At 73.0% G+C, this 18,671-nt stretch carries 10 protein-coding genes and 1 pseudogene; 5 read left to right on the forward strand and 6 right to left on the reverse strand.

The window, feature by feature from the left end; all coding sequences use genetic code 11:
• The first annotated feature begins 275 nt into the window (after positions 1–275).
• Together ACZ67Q_RS16150 and ACZ67Q_RS16155 are read left to right on the forward strand one after the other, a co-directional pair.
• Positions 276–1,769 carry a DEAD/DEAH box helicase gene (locus tag ACZ67Q_RS16150; RefSeq protein ID WP_471181971.1) on the forward strand — a complete coding sequence of 498 codons (1,494 nt, stop codon included), beginning with the start codon at positions 276–278 and terminating at the stop codon, positions 1,767–1,769.
• 67 nt (positions 1,770–1,836) lie between these two features.
• Positions 1,837–2,172: an SCO5918 family protein gene (locus ACZ67Q_RS16155; RefSeq protein ID WP_471181974.1), complete on the forward strand. Its 336-nt coding sequence runs from the start codon at positions 1,837–1,839 to the stop codon at positions 2,170–2,172.
• Positions 2,173–2,209: 37 nt separating this feature from the next.
• On the opposite strand, the pseudogene ACZ67Q_RS16160 reads toward ACZ67Q_RS16155, so the two are convergent.
• The 3 genes and pseudogenes from ACZ67Q_RS16160 to ACZ67Q_RS16170 all read right to left on the reverse strand — a co-directional run.
• Positions 2,210–2,359: pseudogene (locus ACZ67Q_RS16160) on the reverse strand (GNAT family N-acetyltransferase); the annotation flags it as partial.
• A gap of 35 nt (positions 2,360–2,394) precedes the next feature.
• Entirely contained in the window at positions 2,395–2,832 is a 438-nt protein-coding gene (locus ACZ67Q_RS16165) for a PPOX class F420-dependent oxidoreductase (RefSeq protein WP_471181977.1), read from the reverse strand.
• Between the two features lie 82 nt (positions 2,833–2,914).
• The gene (locus ACZ67Q_RS16170) at positions 2,915–6,313 is read right to left on the reverse strand and encodes a hypothetical protein (protein ID WP_471181979.1); all 3,399 of its coding nucleotides are present in this window, start codon (positions 6,311–6,313) and stop codon (positions 2,915–2,917) included.
• 474 nt (positions 6,314–6,787) lie between these two features.
• Between ACZ67Q_RS16170 and ACZ67Q_RS16175 the strand changes: the two genes are divergently transcribed.
• A complete protein-coding gene (locus tag ACZ67Q_RS16175) occupies positions 6,788–9,718 on the forward strand; it encodes a S53 family peptidase (protein WP_471181981.1) in 2,931 nt (976 codons plus the stop codon).
• A gap of 206 nt (positions 9,719–9,924) precedes the next feature.
• A complete protein-coding gene (locus ACZ67Q_RS16180; protein WP_471181984.1) occupies positions 9,925–13,053 on the forward strand; it encodes an ATP-binding protein in 3,129 nt (1,042 codons plus the stop codon).
• A gap of 62 nt (positions 13,054–13,115) precedes the next feature.
• Here ACZ67Q_RS16180 and ACZ67Q_RS16185 read toward each other — a convergent pair whose 3' ends face one another.
• Both ACZ67Q_RS16185 and ACZ67Q_RS16190 read right to left on the reverse strand, forming a co-directional pair.
• The gene (locus ACZ67Q_RS16185) at positions 13,116–13,904 is read right to left on the reverse strand and encodes an ABC transporter permease (protein ID WP_471181987.1); all 789 of its coding nucleotides are present in this window, start codon (positions 13,902–13,904) and stop codon (positions 13,116–13,118) included.
• Positions 13,901–14,860: an ATP-binding cassette domain-containing protein gene (locus tag ACZ67Q_RS16190; RefSeq protein ID WP_471181989.1), complete on the reverse strand. Its 960-nt coding sequence runs from the start codon at positions 14,858–14,860 to the stop codon at positions 13,901–13,903. The genes ACZ67Q_RS16185 and ACZ67Q_RS16190 overlap by 4 nt, the downstream gene beginning before the upstream one ends.
• Positions 14,861–15,165: 305 nt before the next feature.
• Here ACZ67Q_RS16190 and ACZ67Q_RS16195 point away from each other — a divergent pair, with 305 nt between their 5' ends.
• Positions 15,166–16,335: a serine/threonine-protein kinase gene (locus ACZ67Q_RS16195; protein ID WP_471182682.1), complete on the forward strand. Its 1,170-nt coding sequence runs from the start codon at positions 15,166–15,168 to the stop codon at positions 16,333–16,335.
• A 54-nt stretch (positions 16,336–16,389) separates the two neighbouring features.
• Here ACZ67Q_RS16195 and ACZ67Q_RS16200 read toward each other — a convergent pair whose 3' ends face one another.
• Positions 16,390–18,651, reverse strand: coding sequence for a peptidoglycan recognition protein family protein (locus ACZ67Q_RS16200; protein WP_471182685.1), 2,262 nt, complete (start codon positions 18,649–18,651; stop codon positions 16,390–16,392).
• Positions 18,652–18,671: the final 20 nt, after the last annotated feature.

The raw sequence follows: 18,671 nt of genomic DNA on the forward strand, positions 1-18,671 counted from the left end.
GCATCGCCCGCCTGCACAACCTCACCCTCACCGGATGACAGGCAAACGAGCAGGTCAGCCTGCATGCCTCAGATCATTTACGGGACAACCTCTAGCAGCTGGGGCCCGCACCGTGGGGTGCGGGCCCCAGCTCGCGTCGTTCGGGGCGTCGTCGACCGATCCGGTCCGCCCCCTTCAATTCCGGCTCGTTCTGCGGTTTTCCGCGCGGCTTTTTTCCTGCCGCGCGATTTCCTTGACGGATACGCGCCGCGTCCAGGAAAGCGTGAAGATTTCGCATGAGCCGTGCTCGTTCCGCTCGCACAAACAACCGATCCGGTGGATCCGGTTCCTCCGGTGGTTCCCAGGGCCGCCGCGGCCGTCGGCCGTCCTCGGCACAGGGCGCGTCCCGCCCTTCGGGTGAATTCGCCCTGCCGAAGACGATCACTCCCGCGTTGCCGCCCGTGGAGTCGTTCGACGAGCTGGGCCTGCCGCCCGCCCTGCCGGCCGCGCTCCGCCAGGAGGGCGTGAGCGTGCCGTTCCCGATCCAGGCGGCGACCCTGCCGAACTCCCTGGCCGGCCGTGACGTCCTCGGCCGCGGCCGCACCGGCTCGGGCAAGACCCTCGCCTTCGGCCTCGCCGTACTGGCCCGCACCACCGGGCTGCGCGCCGAACCCCGGCGCCCGCTGGCCCTCGTGCTGGTGCCCACCCGTGAGCTGGCCCAGCAGGTCACCGACGCGCTCACGCCGTACGCCCGGGCCGTGAGCCTGCGGCTCGCCACCGTCGTCGGCGGCATGTCCATCGGCCGGCAGGCCGGTGCGCTGCGAGCCGGCGCCGAGGTGCTCGTCGCGACGCCGGGCCGGCTCAAGGACCTCATCGACCGGGGCGACTGCCGCCTCGACGACGTCGCCATCACGGTTCTCGACGAGGCCGACCAGATGACCGACATGGGCTTCATGCCCCAGGTCACCGCCCTGCTCGACCAGGTACGCCCCGACGGCCAGCGACTGCTGTTCTCCGCCACCCTCGACCGCAACGTCGACCTGCTGGTCCGCCGCTACCTCACCGACCCGGTGGTCCACTCCGTCGACCCCTCGGCCGGCGCCGTCACCACGATGGAGCACCACGTGCTCCATGTCGATGACGCGGACAAGCGGCAGGCGACCACCGAGATCGCGGCCCGGGACGGCCGAGTGATCATGTTCCTGGACACCAAGCGCGCCGTGGACCGGCTGACCAAGCATCTGCTGAACAGCGGTGTGCGGGCCGCGGCCCTGCACGGGGGCAGGTCGCAGCCGCAGCGCACGCGCACCCTGGCCCAGTTCAAGGACGGCCAGGTCACCGTGCTGGTGGCGACCAACGTCGCCGCCCGCGGCATCCACGTCGACGACCTCGACCTCGTCGTCAACGTGGACCCGCCCACCGATCACAAGGACTACCTGCACCGCGGCGGCCGCACCGCCCGCGCCGGCGAGTCCGGAACCGTCGTCACCCTGGTGACCCCCGAGCAGCGCGGGGAGTTCAAGCGGCTGATCGCGTCGGCCGGCGTCACGGCACGCGTCACGGCCGTGCGTCCGGGGGAGGAGGAGCTGAGCCGCATCACCGGCGCCCAGGCACCCTCCGGCATCCCCGTGGTCATCGCCGTGCCCGCCGCCGAACCCAGCCGCCGCGCCGCCGCTCCCGGCTCCTCCTCGTCCCGCTCCCGCCGCAGCCGTTCGGGTCGCGGCCGGTCCGCCGGTGAAGCGGCACGGCGCGGCTCGGGACGCGGCTCCGCCCTGGGCCGGGCGGCCTAGCGTCACCGCACGGCCCGCCGGAACGTCCCCTGTCCGACAGCCCGTTCACCCTTTCCTGGGAGGCATCATGCGCTGTGTCATCGCCCGCTATCCGTTCGAGCTGACCAAGGCCGGAGTGCTGGCCTCCATGGAGGGCGTCGCGCCCGAGCCCATCACGGGTGAGTCCGTGACGATCGGGCGCCGCCGCTACCCGGTGAAGCAGGTGGGGGAAGTCGTCACCCGGCAGGACCGACGGGACTTCACCGGCCGGGAGGTCACCCTGGCGATGACCCGCCTCGGCTTCACCTGCCACCCGCATCCCGACGCCGAGCCCGAGCCCGCGTTCGGCGCGCCGTCGTCCGCGCTGCCCACGCCGCAGAACCTCCTCGACGACCCGGGTCCGGTGGTTCCCCGGGAGGCGTGAGGGCCTGACCCGTCCTCCGCGTACCGGCCCGGCCGGCTCACACGGTGGGGCTGCGTCGTTCGATCAGGACGACGTCGCGCCATACGCCGTGGAGCCGGCCGATGCGTTCGCGGTTTCCCACGACGCGGAACCCGGCCCGGCGGTGCAGGGCGAGGCTCGCCGTGTTCTCGGGGAAGACGCCGGACTGGGTAGGCGGCTGCCGGGGCGGCCACGACGCGGGCCTCAGGCGGGGATGACTCCTGGGCGGAACGGCTCCACGCCGATGATGTGGCGGGCCCGGTCCGGTTCGATCAGGACGTGCACGCGTTGTTCGCCTTCGATCAGCCACGGGTAGCTGTCCAGGCCCAGGTACTTGCGGGCCAGGCGGTCCATGCCGCGTTCCGCCTCCTCGCCCTCCACCAAGCGCACCGCGCGGCCGGTGATCTGCACCCGGTCGTAGGGGTTGTCGGCGGCGGCGTGCGAGAGGTGGACGCGGGTGTCGTGGCGGAGGTTCTCCTCCTTGACGCGGCCGACGGACGTGTTGAAGACGACCAGGCCGTCCTCGAGGTCCACCCACATCGGGGTGACGTGCGGCGCGCCGTCCGGCGTCACCGTGGCCACGTACCAGAAGTTGGGCTCTTCCAGCCGCTTGCGTATCTCTTCGGTCAGCTCTGCCGCCACGGTGGCTCCTCCTTGATCGAGTGGAGGAACCGCCATGGCACGTCACCGTGTTGAGGGCGGGTCAGGTCGGTGCCCGTCGTCGCTACGGCGCGTAGAAGCCCTCCACGTCCGCGATCAGGTGCACCGTGCCCGCGTGGTTGTAGAACGTGACCTTGCCGTCGATCACCGGGACCACCACCAGGCCGGCCACCGTACCGCCGGGGCGGGGGTTCAGGTTGGACGCGCTGGTGCGGGCCGTGCCCGACGGGTACGCCGAGATGTACGTGGACGCCGTCGGACCGGTCGCCGTCACGTTCAGGACCACCGCGGCGACGCCGGTGGCGGGGACGCCGCCGCGCCCCGTGACCGGGAGGGTGACCGTGCCGCCGGGGCCGACCGTGCCCTTGCGTACGCCCGTGCCGTCACGGGTGTCCATGGCGCGGGCCGGGGCCAGCGGCTGGTACAGGGAACCGAGGTCGCCGTCGGTGAAGTACCCGGCGACATCGGCGACGAGGTCGGTCGAGCCGGCGTGGTTGTAGAGGAAGACCCGGCCGTCGCGCACCTCGGCGACGACGAGGTTGGACACGGTCTGCCCGGCGGGGACGTTCAGGACCGACGGGCCCGACCACGCCGTCGTGGTGGCGTCCGGGACGACGGAGACGACGGTCGAGGCGGTGGGGTTGGTCGCGGTCACGTTCAGGACGACCGCGGTCACACCCTTGGCCGGTACTCCGCCGCGGCCCACGACGGTCAGCGGCACGGTGGTGCGGGCCGCCACCTTGGCCCTGCGCGCGCCGAGACCGCTGCGGGTGTCGAGCAGGCGCGCGGGCCGCACCGGCTCGTACAGGGAACCGGCGCCCTTCGTGTAGAGGCCGGTGACGTCGGCGATCAGGTCCACCGTGCCGGCGTGGTTGTAGAAGGTGACCTTGCCGTCCTTGACCGGGACCACGACCAGGTTCGGCACGGTCCGGCCGGCCGGCACGTTCAGGTTGGACGCGCTGGAGCGGGGCGTGCCCGCCGGGTACACCGAGATGTACGTCGACGCCGTCGCGTCGGTCGCCGTCACGTTCATGGCCACGGCCGTCACGTCGGTGGAGTCGGTGACCTTCAGGGTCACGGTGCCGCCGGATCCGACCTTGCCCTTGCGGACACCGGCTCCGGTGCGGGTGTCCATCCGCCGCTCGGGTTCGACCGGTGTGAACCTCGTCGGCGCCGGGGACTGACCGCCCGTCAGGGTGACGGTCCCGCTCTGCTGGAGGGCCGGCCCGTCGCCGTCCGCCGGTGCGGCGGTCAGCGTCCAGGTGTACCGGCCGTTGGGCATCAGCTGCCCGCCGGTGTCCTTGCCGGTCCACCGCAGGCGCAGCCGGCCGCGGGCGTCGGTGCCGGAGCCCACGTCGTAGGTGCGGCCGGTCGTGGTGTGGCGCGCGGTGACCGTCCACGCGCCCGCGGGCTTGCTGAGCAGGAGGCACAGCAGGTCCGTGCCGGGTTCACCGGCCGTCACCGTCCCGACGGCCGTGCGGTGCAGTACCGACAGCGGCTGCGTGGCGATGCCGGTGGGGACGACGTGGACCTGCTCGTCGGCGTCGACGTAGGCCACGTGGCCGCCGAAGCGGTCGACGCTCCAGCGGATGTGGCGCTGCGGGACGCCGGTGGCGGGCAGAGCGCCGATGACTCGGCTGACGGGGTGGGCGCGGTCGGCGCCGGTGAGGACGAGCCGGCCGGCGGCCGTGTCGTGCGTGACGACATAGCCGTCGCCGAGCAGGGCCTCACCGGCCGGGACGGGCTGCGTGGCCTTCGTGGCCCGGTCGTAGACCCCGGCCGGGCCGTTCGCGCCGCAGCTCCAGTACAGCCAGCGGCCGTCGGCCTGGAGTTCCTGGGGGATGCAAGGGGTGGCGGCGTCCGCGGTCTCGACCTGCTTGCCGGTCGTCAGGTCCTCAGCGGTCAGCGTGCCGCCGGTGGCGCCGGGGGTCCAGAGCCACGAGCCCCACAGGGCGGCGGCGGTGGCCGCGCGCTCCTTGACGACGCGTTCCTCGGTGAACGAGTACACCTGTTGCTTGTTCTTGGCGTCCGCGGCGTCGTGCACGAGGTACTCGCCGTCGATGTCGACGAGCCGGCCGGCACCGAGGTAGGCGGACCGGAAGTCGCCGCGCTCGGGGCCGTTGACCACGTAGTAGCCGCCGATGCGGCGCTCGAAGCGGCCGTCGCCGAGCGCCCGGTACTCGGCGCAGGTGGCGTCGTCCGCGGCGCAGTCCTGCAGCGGAACGTCGGTGAGCTTGGAGCGTTCGCCGACGGCGGGGGTGCCGGAGGCGCCGAGGGTGCGGACGTACTCGTAAGGGGTGTCGTCGCTGTCGTCGACCACGGACAGGCGTCCCTGGGCGAGCGCGACGCCCTGGATGCGCGCGGGGTTGGGCAGCGGCTTCACCAGCCGCGCGACGGGCCTGCCGGAGTCATCGGGGGTGATGTGCTGCACCCCCCACCGGACCGGGTCGCTGCCGCCCATGGCGGCGGCGGTGCCGTCGGGTCCGGCGGCCGGTCCGGAGAAGGTCTGGGGAAGCAGCGTGACGGCCGGACCGCCGGAGATCGGCACCCCTTCGAGGGTCCGGGCGTACGGGTAGACCAGCCAGTCGCCGACGATCGCGAACCCGTGGTTCTTGGTGTAGTCGACCGGGTCGATCCGGTCCCCCGGGACCACGGTGGCCGGGGCGGAAAGGTCCTTGCGGGAGAACGCCAGGATGTCGTGAACGCCGTTCTTCCCGCTGTACACCACCAGGTGTGCCGGGGACAGTTTCACGTTCTCGTACGACTCCGGGACCGGCGGGGTCAGTGCCTCGACGCGTCCGGTCTGCGTCGAGGCGATGCCGATGCGCCGCTGCCCGTCCCGGGCCGTCGTCGACACCACGACACTCGACGCGTCACCGCCGATGACCCGGTCGAACGCTACGCCGTCCGGGCCGGTCAGGGTCAGATCTCTCGTCGTTCCGTCGGGCCGCAGCGACAGCAGGTGCGTCGACTCCGGCGTCCGTGTCCCGTCCGGCTGCGTGACCATCCGGTACGCGACCGCCGTTGAGCCGAAGACCATGGCGGCCGTCTTGATGTCGCCGGGCAGGGCCAGGTGGCGGACGCTGCCGTCGGCACCGCGGAACTCCACCTCGCCGTCGCGCAGGACGGCCAGGGTGTCGGAGCCGGTGGCCCGGATGTTCCCGGCGGGCACGGAGACCCTGGTGCTCCGACCGTCGGCGTACCGGGTCCAGACGACGCCGCCCGGCTTTCCGTCGGCGTAGAACACGCCGTCCGGTCCGGCGGCGTCCGCCCAGCCGAAGCGTGACATGCCCGACTGGTACAGCGACGCGCCGACCGGTGCCGGCCGCGGTGTCGCCGGGATCACCATCTCCGGTGGCGGGGCAGGGTCATCCGCGACGGCGCTCGATGCGAGCGGCAGGAGTCCGCCGGCCGCCACCGCGGTGGCCAGTACTCCCCGGATCAGGCCATGACGCTTCAGCAAGAGTCCCTCCCCCCGTCCCTGCCGTGCCCCCCACCGCAGGTGAGCCGGAGCATAACAAGGGCCGCAGACAACGCTTTCCGTGCCGGACGGCGGAGCCCTGGCCGCTATGTCCGTAAACCATCCGCTTGTCATGATCACGGTCTAGCAAAATGCCCACCCCCGCCTTGGCGGGCCGATACCGCGGCTGATAGAGATTCGTTTCTGGCCGTCGTCCACCGCGTGGGAGCGGTGACACCGCCGGGGGGGCTCTACGTGGTCCGGCTGCGGCCGGGCCTCCGACACGTACTCTTCGCGCTCTCGCCGTGCCCGCATGCCGCATGTCGTATGCCCGCGTGCCCGCACCGGCGCACCCTTCCGCGGTGTCACCTGCCCACGCACCTGGATGACGCAGATGACGAAGAGGGAGTGTGCATGGGCCGAACCGCCCGTGAAAAGGCGTATCGATGGGGAGCGGCGACCATAGCCGCCCTGGCTGTGACCGCCACCGTGACACCGGTGTCGTACGCGGCCACGTCCGGCGAGCCGGCCCCGCAGCGGGTCGGCGGCGCGCCGAAGGTGCCGGCGGGGGCCGTACGCGCGGCGGACCCGGCGGCCGGGGAGGTGCTCGACCTGAGCGTCGTCCTGGAGCCGCGGGACCCCGCGGCGCTGAACCGTTTCGTCGCCGAGGTCTCCGACCCGGCGTCGCCGAACTACCGCAAGTACCTCGGCTCCGGCGAGTTCGCGGACCGCTTCGGCGCGCTGCCGCAGACCGCCGAGCGGGTCCGCGCGCGGCTCGCCGCCAAGGGCCTCGAGGTCGGCGCGCTGGAGTCCGACGGACTCACGCTGCCCGTGCACGCGACGGTCGGCAAGGCCGCCAAGGCCTTCGCCACCGACTTCGACGGCTACAAGCTGAAGGACGGCAGCACCGGGTTCACCAACACCCGCGCCCCGCAGCTCGACGGCGCCGTCGCCGGTGACGTCCGCGCGGTGGTCGGCCTGAACACTCTCGCCGCCCGCGCGCCGCGCAACACCGGCGCCAAGGGTCCGGCCCGGGTGCAGCAGGCCACGGACGGCGCCCGTCAGTCCCGGCTGACCGGCACCACCGGCACCATGTGCACCGATATCAAGAACCTCTTCGGGACGGCCCAGGACGGCTACCCGGCCGCCTACGACAAGCAGGACTACTGGAGCGCCCGGTCGCTCGCGGCCGCGTACAACATGGCGGACCAGCCCAACGTGCAGACCGGCACCACCATCGCGGTCTACTCGCTGGAGAACTACGACCTGCGCGACATCAACAGCTACCAGGCCTGCCACGGCACCAAGGCCTCGGTCAGCTCCGTGCGCGTCAACGGCGGCCCCACCGACCCGGCGAGCGGCGACACCGGCGTCGGTCTGGAGACCGCGCTCGACATCGAGACCATCGTCGGTCTCGCCCCCCAGTCCAAGGTCCTCGTCTACCAGGGCAAGAACACCTGGGACGACGGCACGGCCACGCTGCGCCGGATCGTCACCGACAACCGCGCCAAGGTCGTCTCCATCAGCTGGGGCAGCTGTGAGACGTACACCCCGGCCGAGGTGATGGACGCCGAGAACCTGCTGTTCCAGCAGGCCGCCGCGCAGGGCCAGACCGTCGTGGCCGCCTCCGGCGACAGCGGCTCCACCGGCTGCTACCAGCCGGGCGAGAGCATCCCCGGCCAGGACAAGCTCGTCACCGACTTCCCGGCCGGCTCGCCGTACGTCCTCGGTGTCGGCGGCACCTCCATGCGGACCGCGGTCACCAACCAGACCACCTGGACCGGCTCCGGCGGCGGTGTCTCGCAGCGCTTCGGTGTCGACGCGAACGGCTTCCAGAACCGCACCGGCGCCGGCTACAACGACGCCTGCGCCGCCGCCACCGGCACGGTCTGCCGCCAGGTCCCGGACGTCTCCGCGGTCGGCGACCCGGCCACCGGCTACCCCGTCGCCTTCGGTCACAGCAGCACCGGCGGCCAGTACTGGAACATCATCGGCGGCACCAGCGGCGCCGCCCCGGTGTGGGCCGCGCTGATCGGGCAGGCCGACCAGGACCTCGCCTGCCAGGCCAACGGCACCGTCGGCTACGCGCACAACGCCCTGTACCGCCTGCCGGCCGCCGCGTTCCGTGACGTCACCACCGGCAACAACAACGTGACCGACTCCGGCAACTACAGCGGCCAGTACCAGGCCGGCGCCGGCTACGACCTCGCCACCGGTCTCGGCACGCCGAACGGCCGCGAGATCGTCAAGGGCCTGTGCGCCTCCGTCCCGCGCTCCCCGGCCGGCACGTTCAACGCGCTGACCCCGGCCCGCGTCCTCGACACCCGTTACGGCATCGGCCGCTCCGGCACCTCCCCGGTCGCCGCGAACGGCACGGTCAAGCTCAAGGTCGCGGGCGCCGGCGGCGTCCCGGCCACCGGTGTCACCGCGGTCGTCATCAACGTGACCGCCGTCTCGCCCACCGCGACCGGTCACCTCATCGCCTACCCGAGCGGCACCACCCGCCCGGAGTCGTCCAACAGCAACTGGCTCAAGGGCGAGATCATCCCGAACCTGGTGACCGTCCCGGTCGGCAAGGACGGCTCGGTCGACCTGTTCAACGCCTCCAGCGGCACCGTGCACTTCGTCGCGGACGTCGCCGGCTACTACACCACCGAAGCGGGCGGCAGCACCTACCTGCCCGTCGGTCCGTCCCGCGTCCTGGACACCCGTAACGCCATCGGCGTGACCACCCGGACGCCGGTCGCGGGCAAGGGCACCGTGTCCCTGACGGTCGCGGGCGCCGGCGGCGTACCCGCCACCGCCAGCGCCGTGGTCATGAACGTCACCGCCACCGCGCCGACCTCGACCGGTCACCTCATCGCCTACCCGAACGGCGCGACCCGCACCGAGTCGTCGAACATCAACTGGCTCACGGGCCAGACCCGTCCGAACATGGTCGTCCTGCCGATCGGCACCGACGGCAAGGTGAACCTGTACAACGCCGGCACCGGCACCGTGCACTTCATCGCGGACGTCGCCGGCTACTTCACGGCCGACGCGACCGGCTCGTCCTTCCACACCGCGGGCCCGAGCCGTCTGCTCGACACCCGCTACGCCCTCGGCACCGCCCGCAACACCCCGGTGCCCGGCGGCGCCACGCTGGTGCTGAACATCAATGACGGCCACACCCTGGCGAACGCCAAGGCCGTGGTCCTCAACGTCACCGTCACCGCCCCGACGTCCAACGGCTTCCTGACCGTCTGGCCCGACGGGTCCACCCTGCCCAACGCCTCCAGCGTCAACTGGGTCAAGGGCCAGACCGTGGCCAACCTGGTGACCGTGCCGGTCGTCAACGGAAAGATCGACTTCCGTCCGAACGCCGGCAGCGTGCACGTGATCGCCGACCTGTTCGGCTACTACATGTAAGGCGCGCACACAGCGCCTCACGGAACACGGGCCCTGCCCCCACCGCCGTCGTGAGCGGTGGGGGCAGGGCCCTTTCCGTGTCCGACACCACGGCCGCTCAGTCACTCCCGGCCCGTGCGCGCCGCGACATCGGGCGCCACCCCCGCCCGCACCCGGATCCGACCCGACACCCCCTCAGGGTTTCCCCCGGTGACTACTCTGCAGGCGTGACCACCGAGTTGACGCTCCTGCCCACCGTCGCCTTCCGCGGGCGGGAGATCACCGCACCCCGGCTGCGCGGCCTGCTCGCCCTTCTCGCCGGTGACCTGCGCGCCGGGTGCAGCACCGGCCGGCTGGTGGAGGGGCTGTGGCCCGAGGAGCTGCCCGAGCGGCCCGCGAAGGCCGTCCAGGTCCTCGTGTCCCGGCTGCGTACGCAGCTCGGCGCCGACCTGGTGGTGAGCACACCGACCGGATACCGGCTGGCGCTGGAGGAGTCCCGCATCGACGCCTTGGCGCTGCCCCGGCACGCGGAGGCGAGCGCCGAACGCGCCCGCGCCGGAGACCACGCGGCCGCGCTGGCGCGGGCCGAGGCGGGACTCGCGCTGTGGGACGGGGGCGTGGACGCAGGGACCGGCGAGGACCTGCACGATCCGGTGGCCGCCCTGCGCGCCGGCCTCGTCCCCGCGCACCGCTCGCTCGTGCGCTCCCGCGCACTGGCCCTGGCCCGCCTGGACCGCCGCCAGGAGGCCCTGACACCCCTCCTCGAACTCGCCCGCGACCTGCCCCGCGACGAGGAGGTCCTGGCGGAGCTGCTGCGCTGCGAGGCCGCCACCGCCGGCCGGGCCGCGGCGCTCACCCGGTACGACGCCTACCGGCGCGCGCTGCGCGAGGAGCTGGGCACCGACCCGGGCGGCGGCGTGACGGCCGTGTACCAGGAGCTGCTGGCCTCGGGCGCCGCGCCGGTCCGCCACGGCGTGCCGCACGAGCCGAACCCGCTGCTCGGCCGGGACGCCGACGTGGCCGCCGTGGCCCGGCTGCTGCGCGAGGCGCGCGTCGTCACCGTCGTCGGCCCCGGCGGGCTGGGCAAGACCCGGCTGTCCCACGCGGTGAGCCGGGCCGCCGAACAGGCCGTCGTGCACTTCGTCCCGCTCGCCGGTGTCGTCGCCGACGACGACGTCGCCGCCGAGGTCGCCGCGGCCGTGGGCGCCGGTGACGGACGGCCGTTCGCCGGCGGTGCCGACGAGGCCGCCGGCATCCTCGGCGCCCTGGGCGGCGGCCCGGCGCTGCTGGTGCTGGACAACTGCGAGCAGGTGCTCGGCGGTGTGGCCGATCTGGTGCAGGCGCTGATATCCCGCTCCCGGCAGCTGCGGGTGCTCGCCACCAGCCGGGCCCCGCTGGGGCTGACCTCGGAATCCGTGTACGCCCTGCCGGAGCTGGCGCTGACGACGTCCGTCGAGCTGTTCACACAGCGGGCGCGGGCCGTACGGCCCGGCGCGGAGTTGCCCGCCGACGAGGTCACCGAGATCTGCCGGCACCTCGACGGGCTGCCGCTCGCCGTGGAACTCGCCGCGGCCCGGGTACGGGTGCTGTCCGTGGCCGACATCAACCGCCGGCTGCGCGACCGCTTCCGGCTGCTGCGCGGCGGCGCCCGCGACGCACCCGAACGCCACCGCACGCTCCAGGCCGTCGTCGAGTGGAGCTGGCAGCTGCTGGAGGAGGACGGCCGGGGCGCGCTGCGCGCCCTGTCGGTGTTCCCCGGCGGCTTCACCGAGGACGCCGCCCAGCACGTGCTCGGTGACCAGGTGGACGCGCTGACCGTGCTGGAACAGCTCGCCGGGCAGTCCCTGGTCAAGGTCGGGGACAGCCCGGCCGGAGTGCGCTTCCACATGCTGGAGACGCTGCGGGAGTTCAGCGCCGCCCGGCGGGCGGAGGCGGGCGAGGAGCAGCAGGTGACGGACGGTTTCCTGAGCTGGGCACGGGAGTTCGGCCGCGACCGGCACGACATCCTGTTCAGCGGCAGACCGGTGGGCGCCCTGATGGAGGTGCGCGCCGAGCAGGACAACCTGGTCCTGGCGCTACGGCACGCACTGGCCCGCGGCGACGCCCCCACCACCGCCGCCCTCACCGCCGTACTGGCCTCCCTGTGGGCCATCGACACCCACTACACCCGGCTCGCCGCGCTCGCCGCCGACACCTCGGGCCCGCTGTCGCACTTCCGGCCCGGCCCGGACGACGTCGAGACGACCCGCAGCGCCGCCGCCGTCATCACCGGCGCCCTGTTCATGGGCCACGGCCCCCACGCCCTGCGCCAGCTGGTCGTCCTGCGCCGTCTGCCGCCCGCCCCGCCGGACACGCTGCTGCGGGCGCTGGCCGTCGTCCTGTGCGCCGTACCGGAGATACGGCCGCCGCACTACACGCGGCTGCAGGAGCTGTGCGACTGCGGTGAGCCGCTGGTGGCCGGGGTCGCCGCGTGCATCGCCAGCTATGTGTGGGAGGCCGAGCACGACGCCGAGCGGGCGCTGACGCACGCCCGCCACCTCCTGGACGCCCTCGGACCGCTCGGCAACCCGGCCATGCGGCTGCTCGGCCACGGCCGGGTCAGCGAACTGTGCCTGCAGTCCGAGCGGGGCGCCGAGGCGTACGAGCATCTGCGGGCCGCGCTCGGCGCGCTCGAGGAGTTCGGCGACTGGTCGGACTCGATCGGCGTGTACTGGGGGCTGGTGCTCGCCTGCCTGCAGCGCGGGCAGCTCGACGAGGCGGAGTACTGGCTGGGCCTGACCTCCCTGGACCGGCAGTCGGAGACAGCCCGCGTCTTCGCGCCCGATCTGCCCGCCCGCGCCGAGATCGCACTGGCCCGGGGCCTGACGGAGGTCGGGCTCGGACTGTGGCGCCGGGCGGTGGAACAGGTGCGGGAGGACGGCCGGCGCTACGCCGGTGACCCGTTCGTGGACCCGTGGTCCCTGCAGGTGCAGTCGGCGGCGCTGGCGGCGCACGCGCAGCACGGACGGCTCGAGCCGGTGGCCGCGCTCGCCGGGCAGTTGCGGGAGCGGCTGCTGGAGATGCTGAGCGCCCCGCCGGGGGTCGCCGCCCCGGTCGAACTCCCGGTGCACGGCACCATGCTGCTGGCGCTCGGGCACGCCGGAATGGCGTCGGGCGAGACGGCGGCGGTCCGGCTGGTTGCGCTGGCGGAACGGATGCCGGTGATCCGGGACCTGCCGACGCTGTCCTCCGCGCGCGCCGACGCGGCGGCCGAGAACGCCGACAAGGCGGCGTACACCGACGCGAGGTCGAGGTACGCCGCCCTGGGGCGGGAGGAACTGCGGGTGCAGGCACTGCGGGAGCTTGCGGCGGGGTAGGGCCCGCACGGCTGCGGGGGCAACGGACCGTGCCCCCGGGGCACTTGGCCGCCGCCCATGTGTCACCGGCGGGGCTCACGGTTGAACGACGCCTTGGACCACAGGTGGCCCAGCACGGTGAGGGCCACGCACCACCCCAGTGCCAGCGCCGCGTTCTTCGTGCCGATCCCGGTGCCGAGCAGCAGGCCGCGCAGGGTCTCGATGATCGGGGAGAAGGGCTGGAACTCGGCGAACCACCGGAAGCCGGCCGGCATCGCGTCCACCGGTACGAACGCGCTGGACAGCAGCGGCAGCATCGTCAGCGGCATCCCGAGGTTGCTGGCCCCCTCGGCGTTGGGGCTGACCAGGCCGATGCCGACCGCGATCCAGGTGAGAGCGAGGCTGACCAGGGCCATCAGGGCGATGGCCGCGAGCCATTCCACCGGGCTCGCGTCGGGGCGGAAGCCGATGGCCACGCCGATGCCGAGGATCACCGCAAGCGCCAGCACGGTCTGGATGACGCTGCCGATCACATGCCCGGTCAGTACGGAGGCGCGGGAGATGGCCATGGTGCGGAACCTGGCGATGATGCCCTCGGTCATGTCGGTGGCCACGGACACCGCGGTGCCGAGCGAGGTCATGCCGACGGTCATGAGCAGAATGCCGGGGACGAGGTAGGCGACGTAGTCGGCGCGGTCCGCGTGGCCGCCGGAGATGCCCGCGCTCATCACGTTGCCGAAGACGTACACGAACAGCAGCAGCAGCATCACCGGGGTGAGCAGGAGGTTCAGGGTGAGGGAGGGGTAGCGGCGGGCGTGCAGGAGGCTGCGCCGCAGCATGGTGACGTTGTCGCGGACGGCGGTGCTCATCATCGGACGGTCTCCTTCTCGGAGGTTGCGGGGGCGGTCAGGGCGAAGAACACGTCGTCCAGGTCGGGGGTGTGCACGGACAGTTCGTCGGCCTGGACGCCGGCGCTGTCCAGCCAGTCGAGGATGGCGCGCAGTTCGCGCTGGCTGCCGTCGCTGGGGATCTGCAGGGTGAGGGCGTCGTCGTCGCGCTGGGTCTCGCGCAGGGCGGCGGCGGCGCGTTCGTAGGTCTGCGGGTCGGCGAAGCGCAGGCGTACGTGGCCGCCGGGCACCAGTCGCTTGAGCTGCTCGGCGCTGCCCTCGGCGACGATCCGGCCGCCGTTGAGGACCGCGATGCGGTCGGCGAGCTGGTCGGCCTCCTGGAGGTACTGGGTGGTGAGGAAGACGGTCGTACCGTCGGAGACCAGTTCGCGGACGATCTGCCACATGGTGTGGCGGGAGCGCGGGTCGAGGCCGGTGGTGGGTTCGTCGAGGAAGATGATCCGCGGGCTGCCGACCAGGGTCATGGCGATGTCGAGGCGGCGCTTCATGCCGCCGGAGTAGGTGGAGGCGGGTTTCCTGGCGGCCTCGGCCAGGTCGAACCGCTCCAGCAGTTCGGCGGTGACCCGCCGGCCCTCCTTGCGGGGCAGGTGGTGGAGGTCGGCCATCAGGAGCATGTTCTCCTCGCCGGTGATCAGCCCGTCCACGGCGGAGAACTGGCCGGTGACGCCGATGGCGGCCCGTACGGCCTGGGCCTCGGCGGCGAGGTCGTGTCCGCCGATGCGGGCCTGGCCGGCGTCGGCGGAGATGAGGGTGGACAGAATGCTGACCACCGTGGTCTTGCCGGCCCCGTTCGGGCCGAGCAGGGAGAAGACGGTGCCCGCGGGCACCTGGATGTCCACGCCGTCGAGGACGGTCTTGTCCCCGTAGGCCTTGCGCAGTCCACTGGCCGCGATCGCCGGCTCGTACTCGGTCGTCGTCATGCCCCGTAGCGTGCGGGGGGCCGCATTCAGGACGGCTTCAGCGCGGTTTCAGCCTCCGGGGACAGGACGAGTGCACTGAAACCGAGGGACTCCACCCGCGTCGCCTTCCTCCCGGAGACCGTCTGCTTCGACTCCGCCACGCCGGAGGCCACCACCTGAATCACACGGGGCAGTTGGGACCGCACGGTCGCTGCGCCAGTACGCTGTGCTCGCTGCGGCCTCCCCCCACCGTCACCGCCGGCTTCGGCGGTGCGCACGGTCTGCGGCGGTCACGTCGAATCGTGCGAGACGAGGATGAGTCACAGGTGCTGATAGCGGGCCGGTACCGGCTGCTCGAACCCATCGGGCGGGGCGCGATGGGAGAGGTCTGGCGCGGGCACGACGAGATGCTCGGCAGACCAGTCGCGGTCAAACTCCTGCTGGAACAGGCGACTTCGGACGCCACCGCCGCCGCCCGGTTCCGGCTGGAGGCGCAGACCGCGGGAGCCCTGAACCATCCGCACGTGGTCGGCGTGCTGGATTTCGGGCAGCACGAGGAGCGCCTGTACCTCGTCATGGAACTGGTGGAGGGCCACAGCCTCGCCCGCCTCACCCGGCAGCCCCCCGAGCGGGTCGCCCGCATCGCCGCGCAGGCCGCCGCCGGTCTCGCCGCCGCCCATCAGCAGGGCATCGTGCACCGCGACATCAAGCCCGCCAACCTGCTTCTCGACCCCCACGGCACCCTCAAGATCGGTGACTTCGGCATCGCCCGCTTCCTCGACGACCCCGGCGCGGCCCTCACCGCGACCGGGCAGATCGTCGGCACCGGCCTCTACCTAGCGCCGGAACGCGCCCTCGGCCGGCCCGCCGGACCGCCGTCCGACGTGTACGCCCTGGGCTGTGTGCTGTACCAACTCCTCACCGGGCAGCCGCCGTTCCAGGCCGACACCGCGCTCGGCGTGCTGCACCAGCACCTGGACGCCGCCCCGGTCCCGCCCCGCGACCTCGGTGTCCGCCTGCCGCCCGCCTTCGAGGACTTCCTGCTCGACCTGCTCGCCAAGGAGCCCGAGGACCGGCCCAGCGCCCAGGCGATCGCCGACTGGTTCGCCGGCGGTGCCTGGCACGGCCGCGCCGAGCCGCTGCCGCCCAGCCGGGAGCCGGCGGCCCCCGTACCGCCGCCCCCCGCGCCCGCCGCCGTGGCCACCTACCGCCTCCCGGCGCGCGAGCAGCACCACCGCCGCCCGGTCCGGACGCGCGGGCTCAGCGGCACCGGGAAGAAGGTGGCCGCCATGCTCGCCGGCGTCCTGCTCTTCGTCGGCGCGCTGCTGGCCGGGATGACCTGGTTCGCGCCCGACCGCAGCTCCGCCGAGACCCCGCAGACCCCGGCGACCGTTACGCCCGTCCCGGAGGCCACCCGGCCGGCGGCCGTCACCGTCACGACCGGCGAGCCGCAGGGCAAGCACCACAAGAAGAAGCACTCCGAGGACGACGGCTGAGGCAAAGAAAGAGGGCCCCGGTCGGGGGCCCTCTTCGCATCGGTCAGGACGGCGTCACTTCAGGTAGACGAGCCCGTCGGTGGTGACGGTCGGCCGGCCGCTCGTGCCCACCACCACGATCTTGACGGTGTGCTTGGCGCTCGCGGACCACGTCTTCGTCCAGATCGCCTGCCGGTACAGCGTCGTGGCGGACTTCAGGTCCACGGTCGCGGCCTTGACGCCGTCCACGTACACGTACGCCTGCCCCGAGGTGGAGGCCCGGGAGACCACCCAGGCGGCGGACCGCCCGGTGAAGGTCCAGGTCAGGCTCGCTCCGGTGGAAGAGCTGGAGTACGAGGCGCCGCCGAGGTAGCTGCTGCTGGACCGGGCGGACCAGCTGCCGGACTTCACGGCCGAGCTCTCCTGGAGGATCACCGGGGTGAAGGCGGCCGACGCGGTACGGGCGTTGCCGGCCCAGTCGGCGGCCCGCATCGACCAGGTGGCGGCGGTGCCGGACGCGGCGGTGCGGGCGGCGCTGTAGGTGGTCGGGCCGTACGTCGCCGTACCGGGCGAGAGCAGGCTCACCGAGCGCAGGGCGGCGTTGTCGCCGGCCTTCCAGCCGAGCGTGACCGGGACGGCCGTGGTGTTCACGGTGCCGGTGCGCAGGGACAGCGCCGGGTTGGCGGTGAAGGCGGGGGTGGTGGTCTCGGCGACGACGTTCACCGAGGCGGTCGTGGCGGTCCTGCCGGACTGGTGCACGGCCCGCACGGCGACGGTGTGGCTGCCGAGGGCGAGCGTGGCACTCGCGGAGGAGGCGGTGCCGGCGACCGTCGTCACGGCCTTGCCGTCGACGAGCAGCTCGAAGCTCTTGACCAGCGAACGGGGCGTGGTGGCCGACCAGTTCACGGTGACGGCGCCCTTGGTGTAGTACGTCGAACCGGACAGGCTCGCCCCGCCGGCCACCGAGGTGACCTTCAGCCCCTGCACGGGACCGGCCGCCCACGCCCGGATGGTCGGCAGCTGCGCGTACAGCGAACTGCCCGGGCACTGGGTGTTGTAGCCGTCGCGGTGACCGGAGATGCGCTGGAAGGTGTACTTCGTCCCGGCCGTGTAGCTGGTGCCGAAATAGTTGGTCTGCGTGGCACCCGAGTTCAGCTGCACCGTGCCGGCCGGGTCGGCGCCGTACTGCCCGAGCTTCCAGGCCGCGACCCGGGCGACGGCCTCCAGCGCGGCGTTGCTCGCGGCGGTGGTGCCGTACTCGCCGAGCACGGCGATGCCCGCGGACTCCCGGTTCCAGCCGTAGGTGTGCGCGCCGAGCACCGGCAGGCCGACGCCGCCCTTGCGGCCCTCGAAGACGGTGCCGCACTTGTCGACGAGGAAGTTGTAGCCGATGTCGTTCCAGCCGTTGACCTGCGTGTGGTACGCGTAGATGCCGCGCACGATCGACGCCGAGTCGGTGCACGCGTAGCCGTTGTCACCGTCGGTGTGGTGCACGAAGACGGCCTTGACGTCGGCGTTGTACTCCGACGGATCGGGGCTCAGCGACTCGTCGGCGCCCCACGCGGCCCGCGAGGTGATCGGCGGCTGCGGCACGGTGGACGGCGGCGCGGTGGGCGGGGGCGGGGTGGTGGCGGTCGGCGAGGGGGACGCCGTGGCCGTGGGCGAGGAGGACACGGAGCCCGTCGGCGACGGGGAATCCGTGGGCGAGGCGGAATCCGTGGGCGACGGCGAGTCCGTCACCGGAGCCGACGCGGAGTCGGTCGGGGAGACGGAGTCGGTCGGGGAGGCGGAGTCGGTCGGCGTCGTCTCGGCCACGAACGCGGCGGGCTCGGAGGAACTCACCCGCCTCTCGGCGTCGGTGACGACGCCCGGGTCGACGAGATTGACCTGAAGCCCCTTGGGCAGCGCGCGGGTGGTGCCGTTCTTGCGCAGCACACGGGCCTCGACGCCGTCGGAGGGACCGACCCACCGCGGCTCGGACGCGCCGCGCTCACCCTGGTCGGGGTGCTCCAGCGGGTCGGCGTCCACGTCGAGGTTCTGCCAGTCGCTCCACTCACCGGTGACGCTGCTGTGGGTGCGCACCTGCGCGGTGCCGTGCAGCCGCACGGCCGGGCCGCTCCAGGAGACGCCGACGAGCGAGAACTCGTGCGTGTCCGTGCGCGGCAGGGCCCGCTTGTCGCTCGCGGCACCGCCCAGCGCCAGGTCGTAGACCCGCGCCGGCCGCTTCGCCCGCATCCCGGGGCCGGAGTCGTGCGAGGGGCTGGCGACGGCGTACGTCACGACGCCCCCGCCTCCCAGCACCACGGCACCGAGCGTCAGCCACGCCCGTCGTTTCAGGCTCAGCGGTCTGTACGCAT

It is taken from the genome of Streptomyces sp. NPDC036813, from assembly GCF_055609245.1.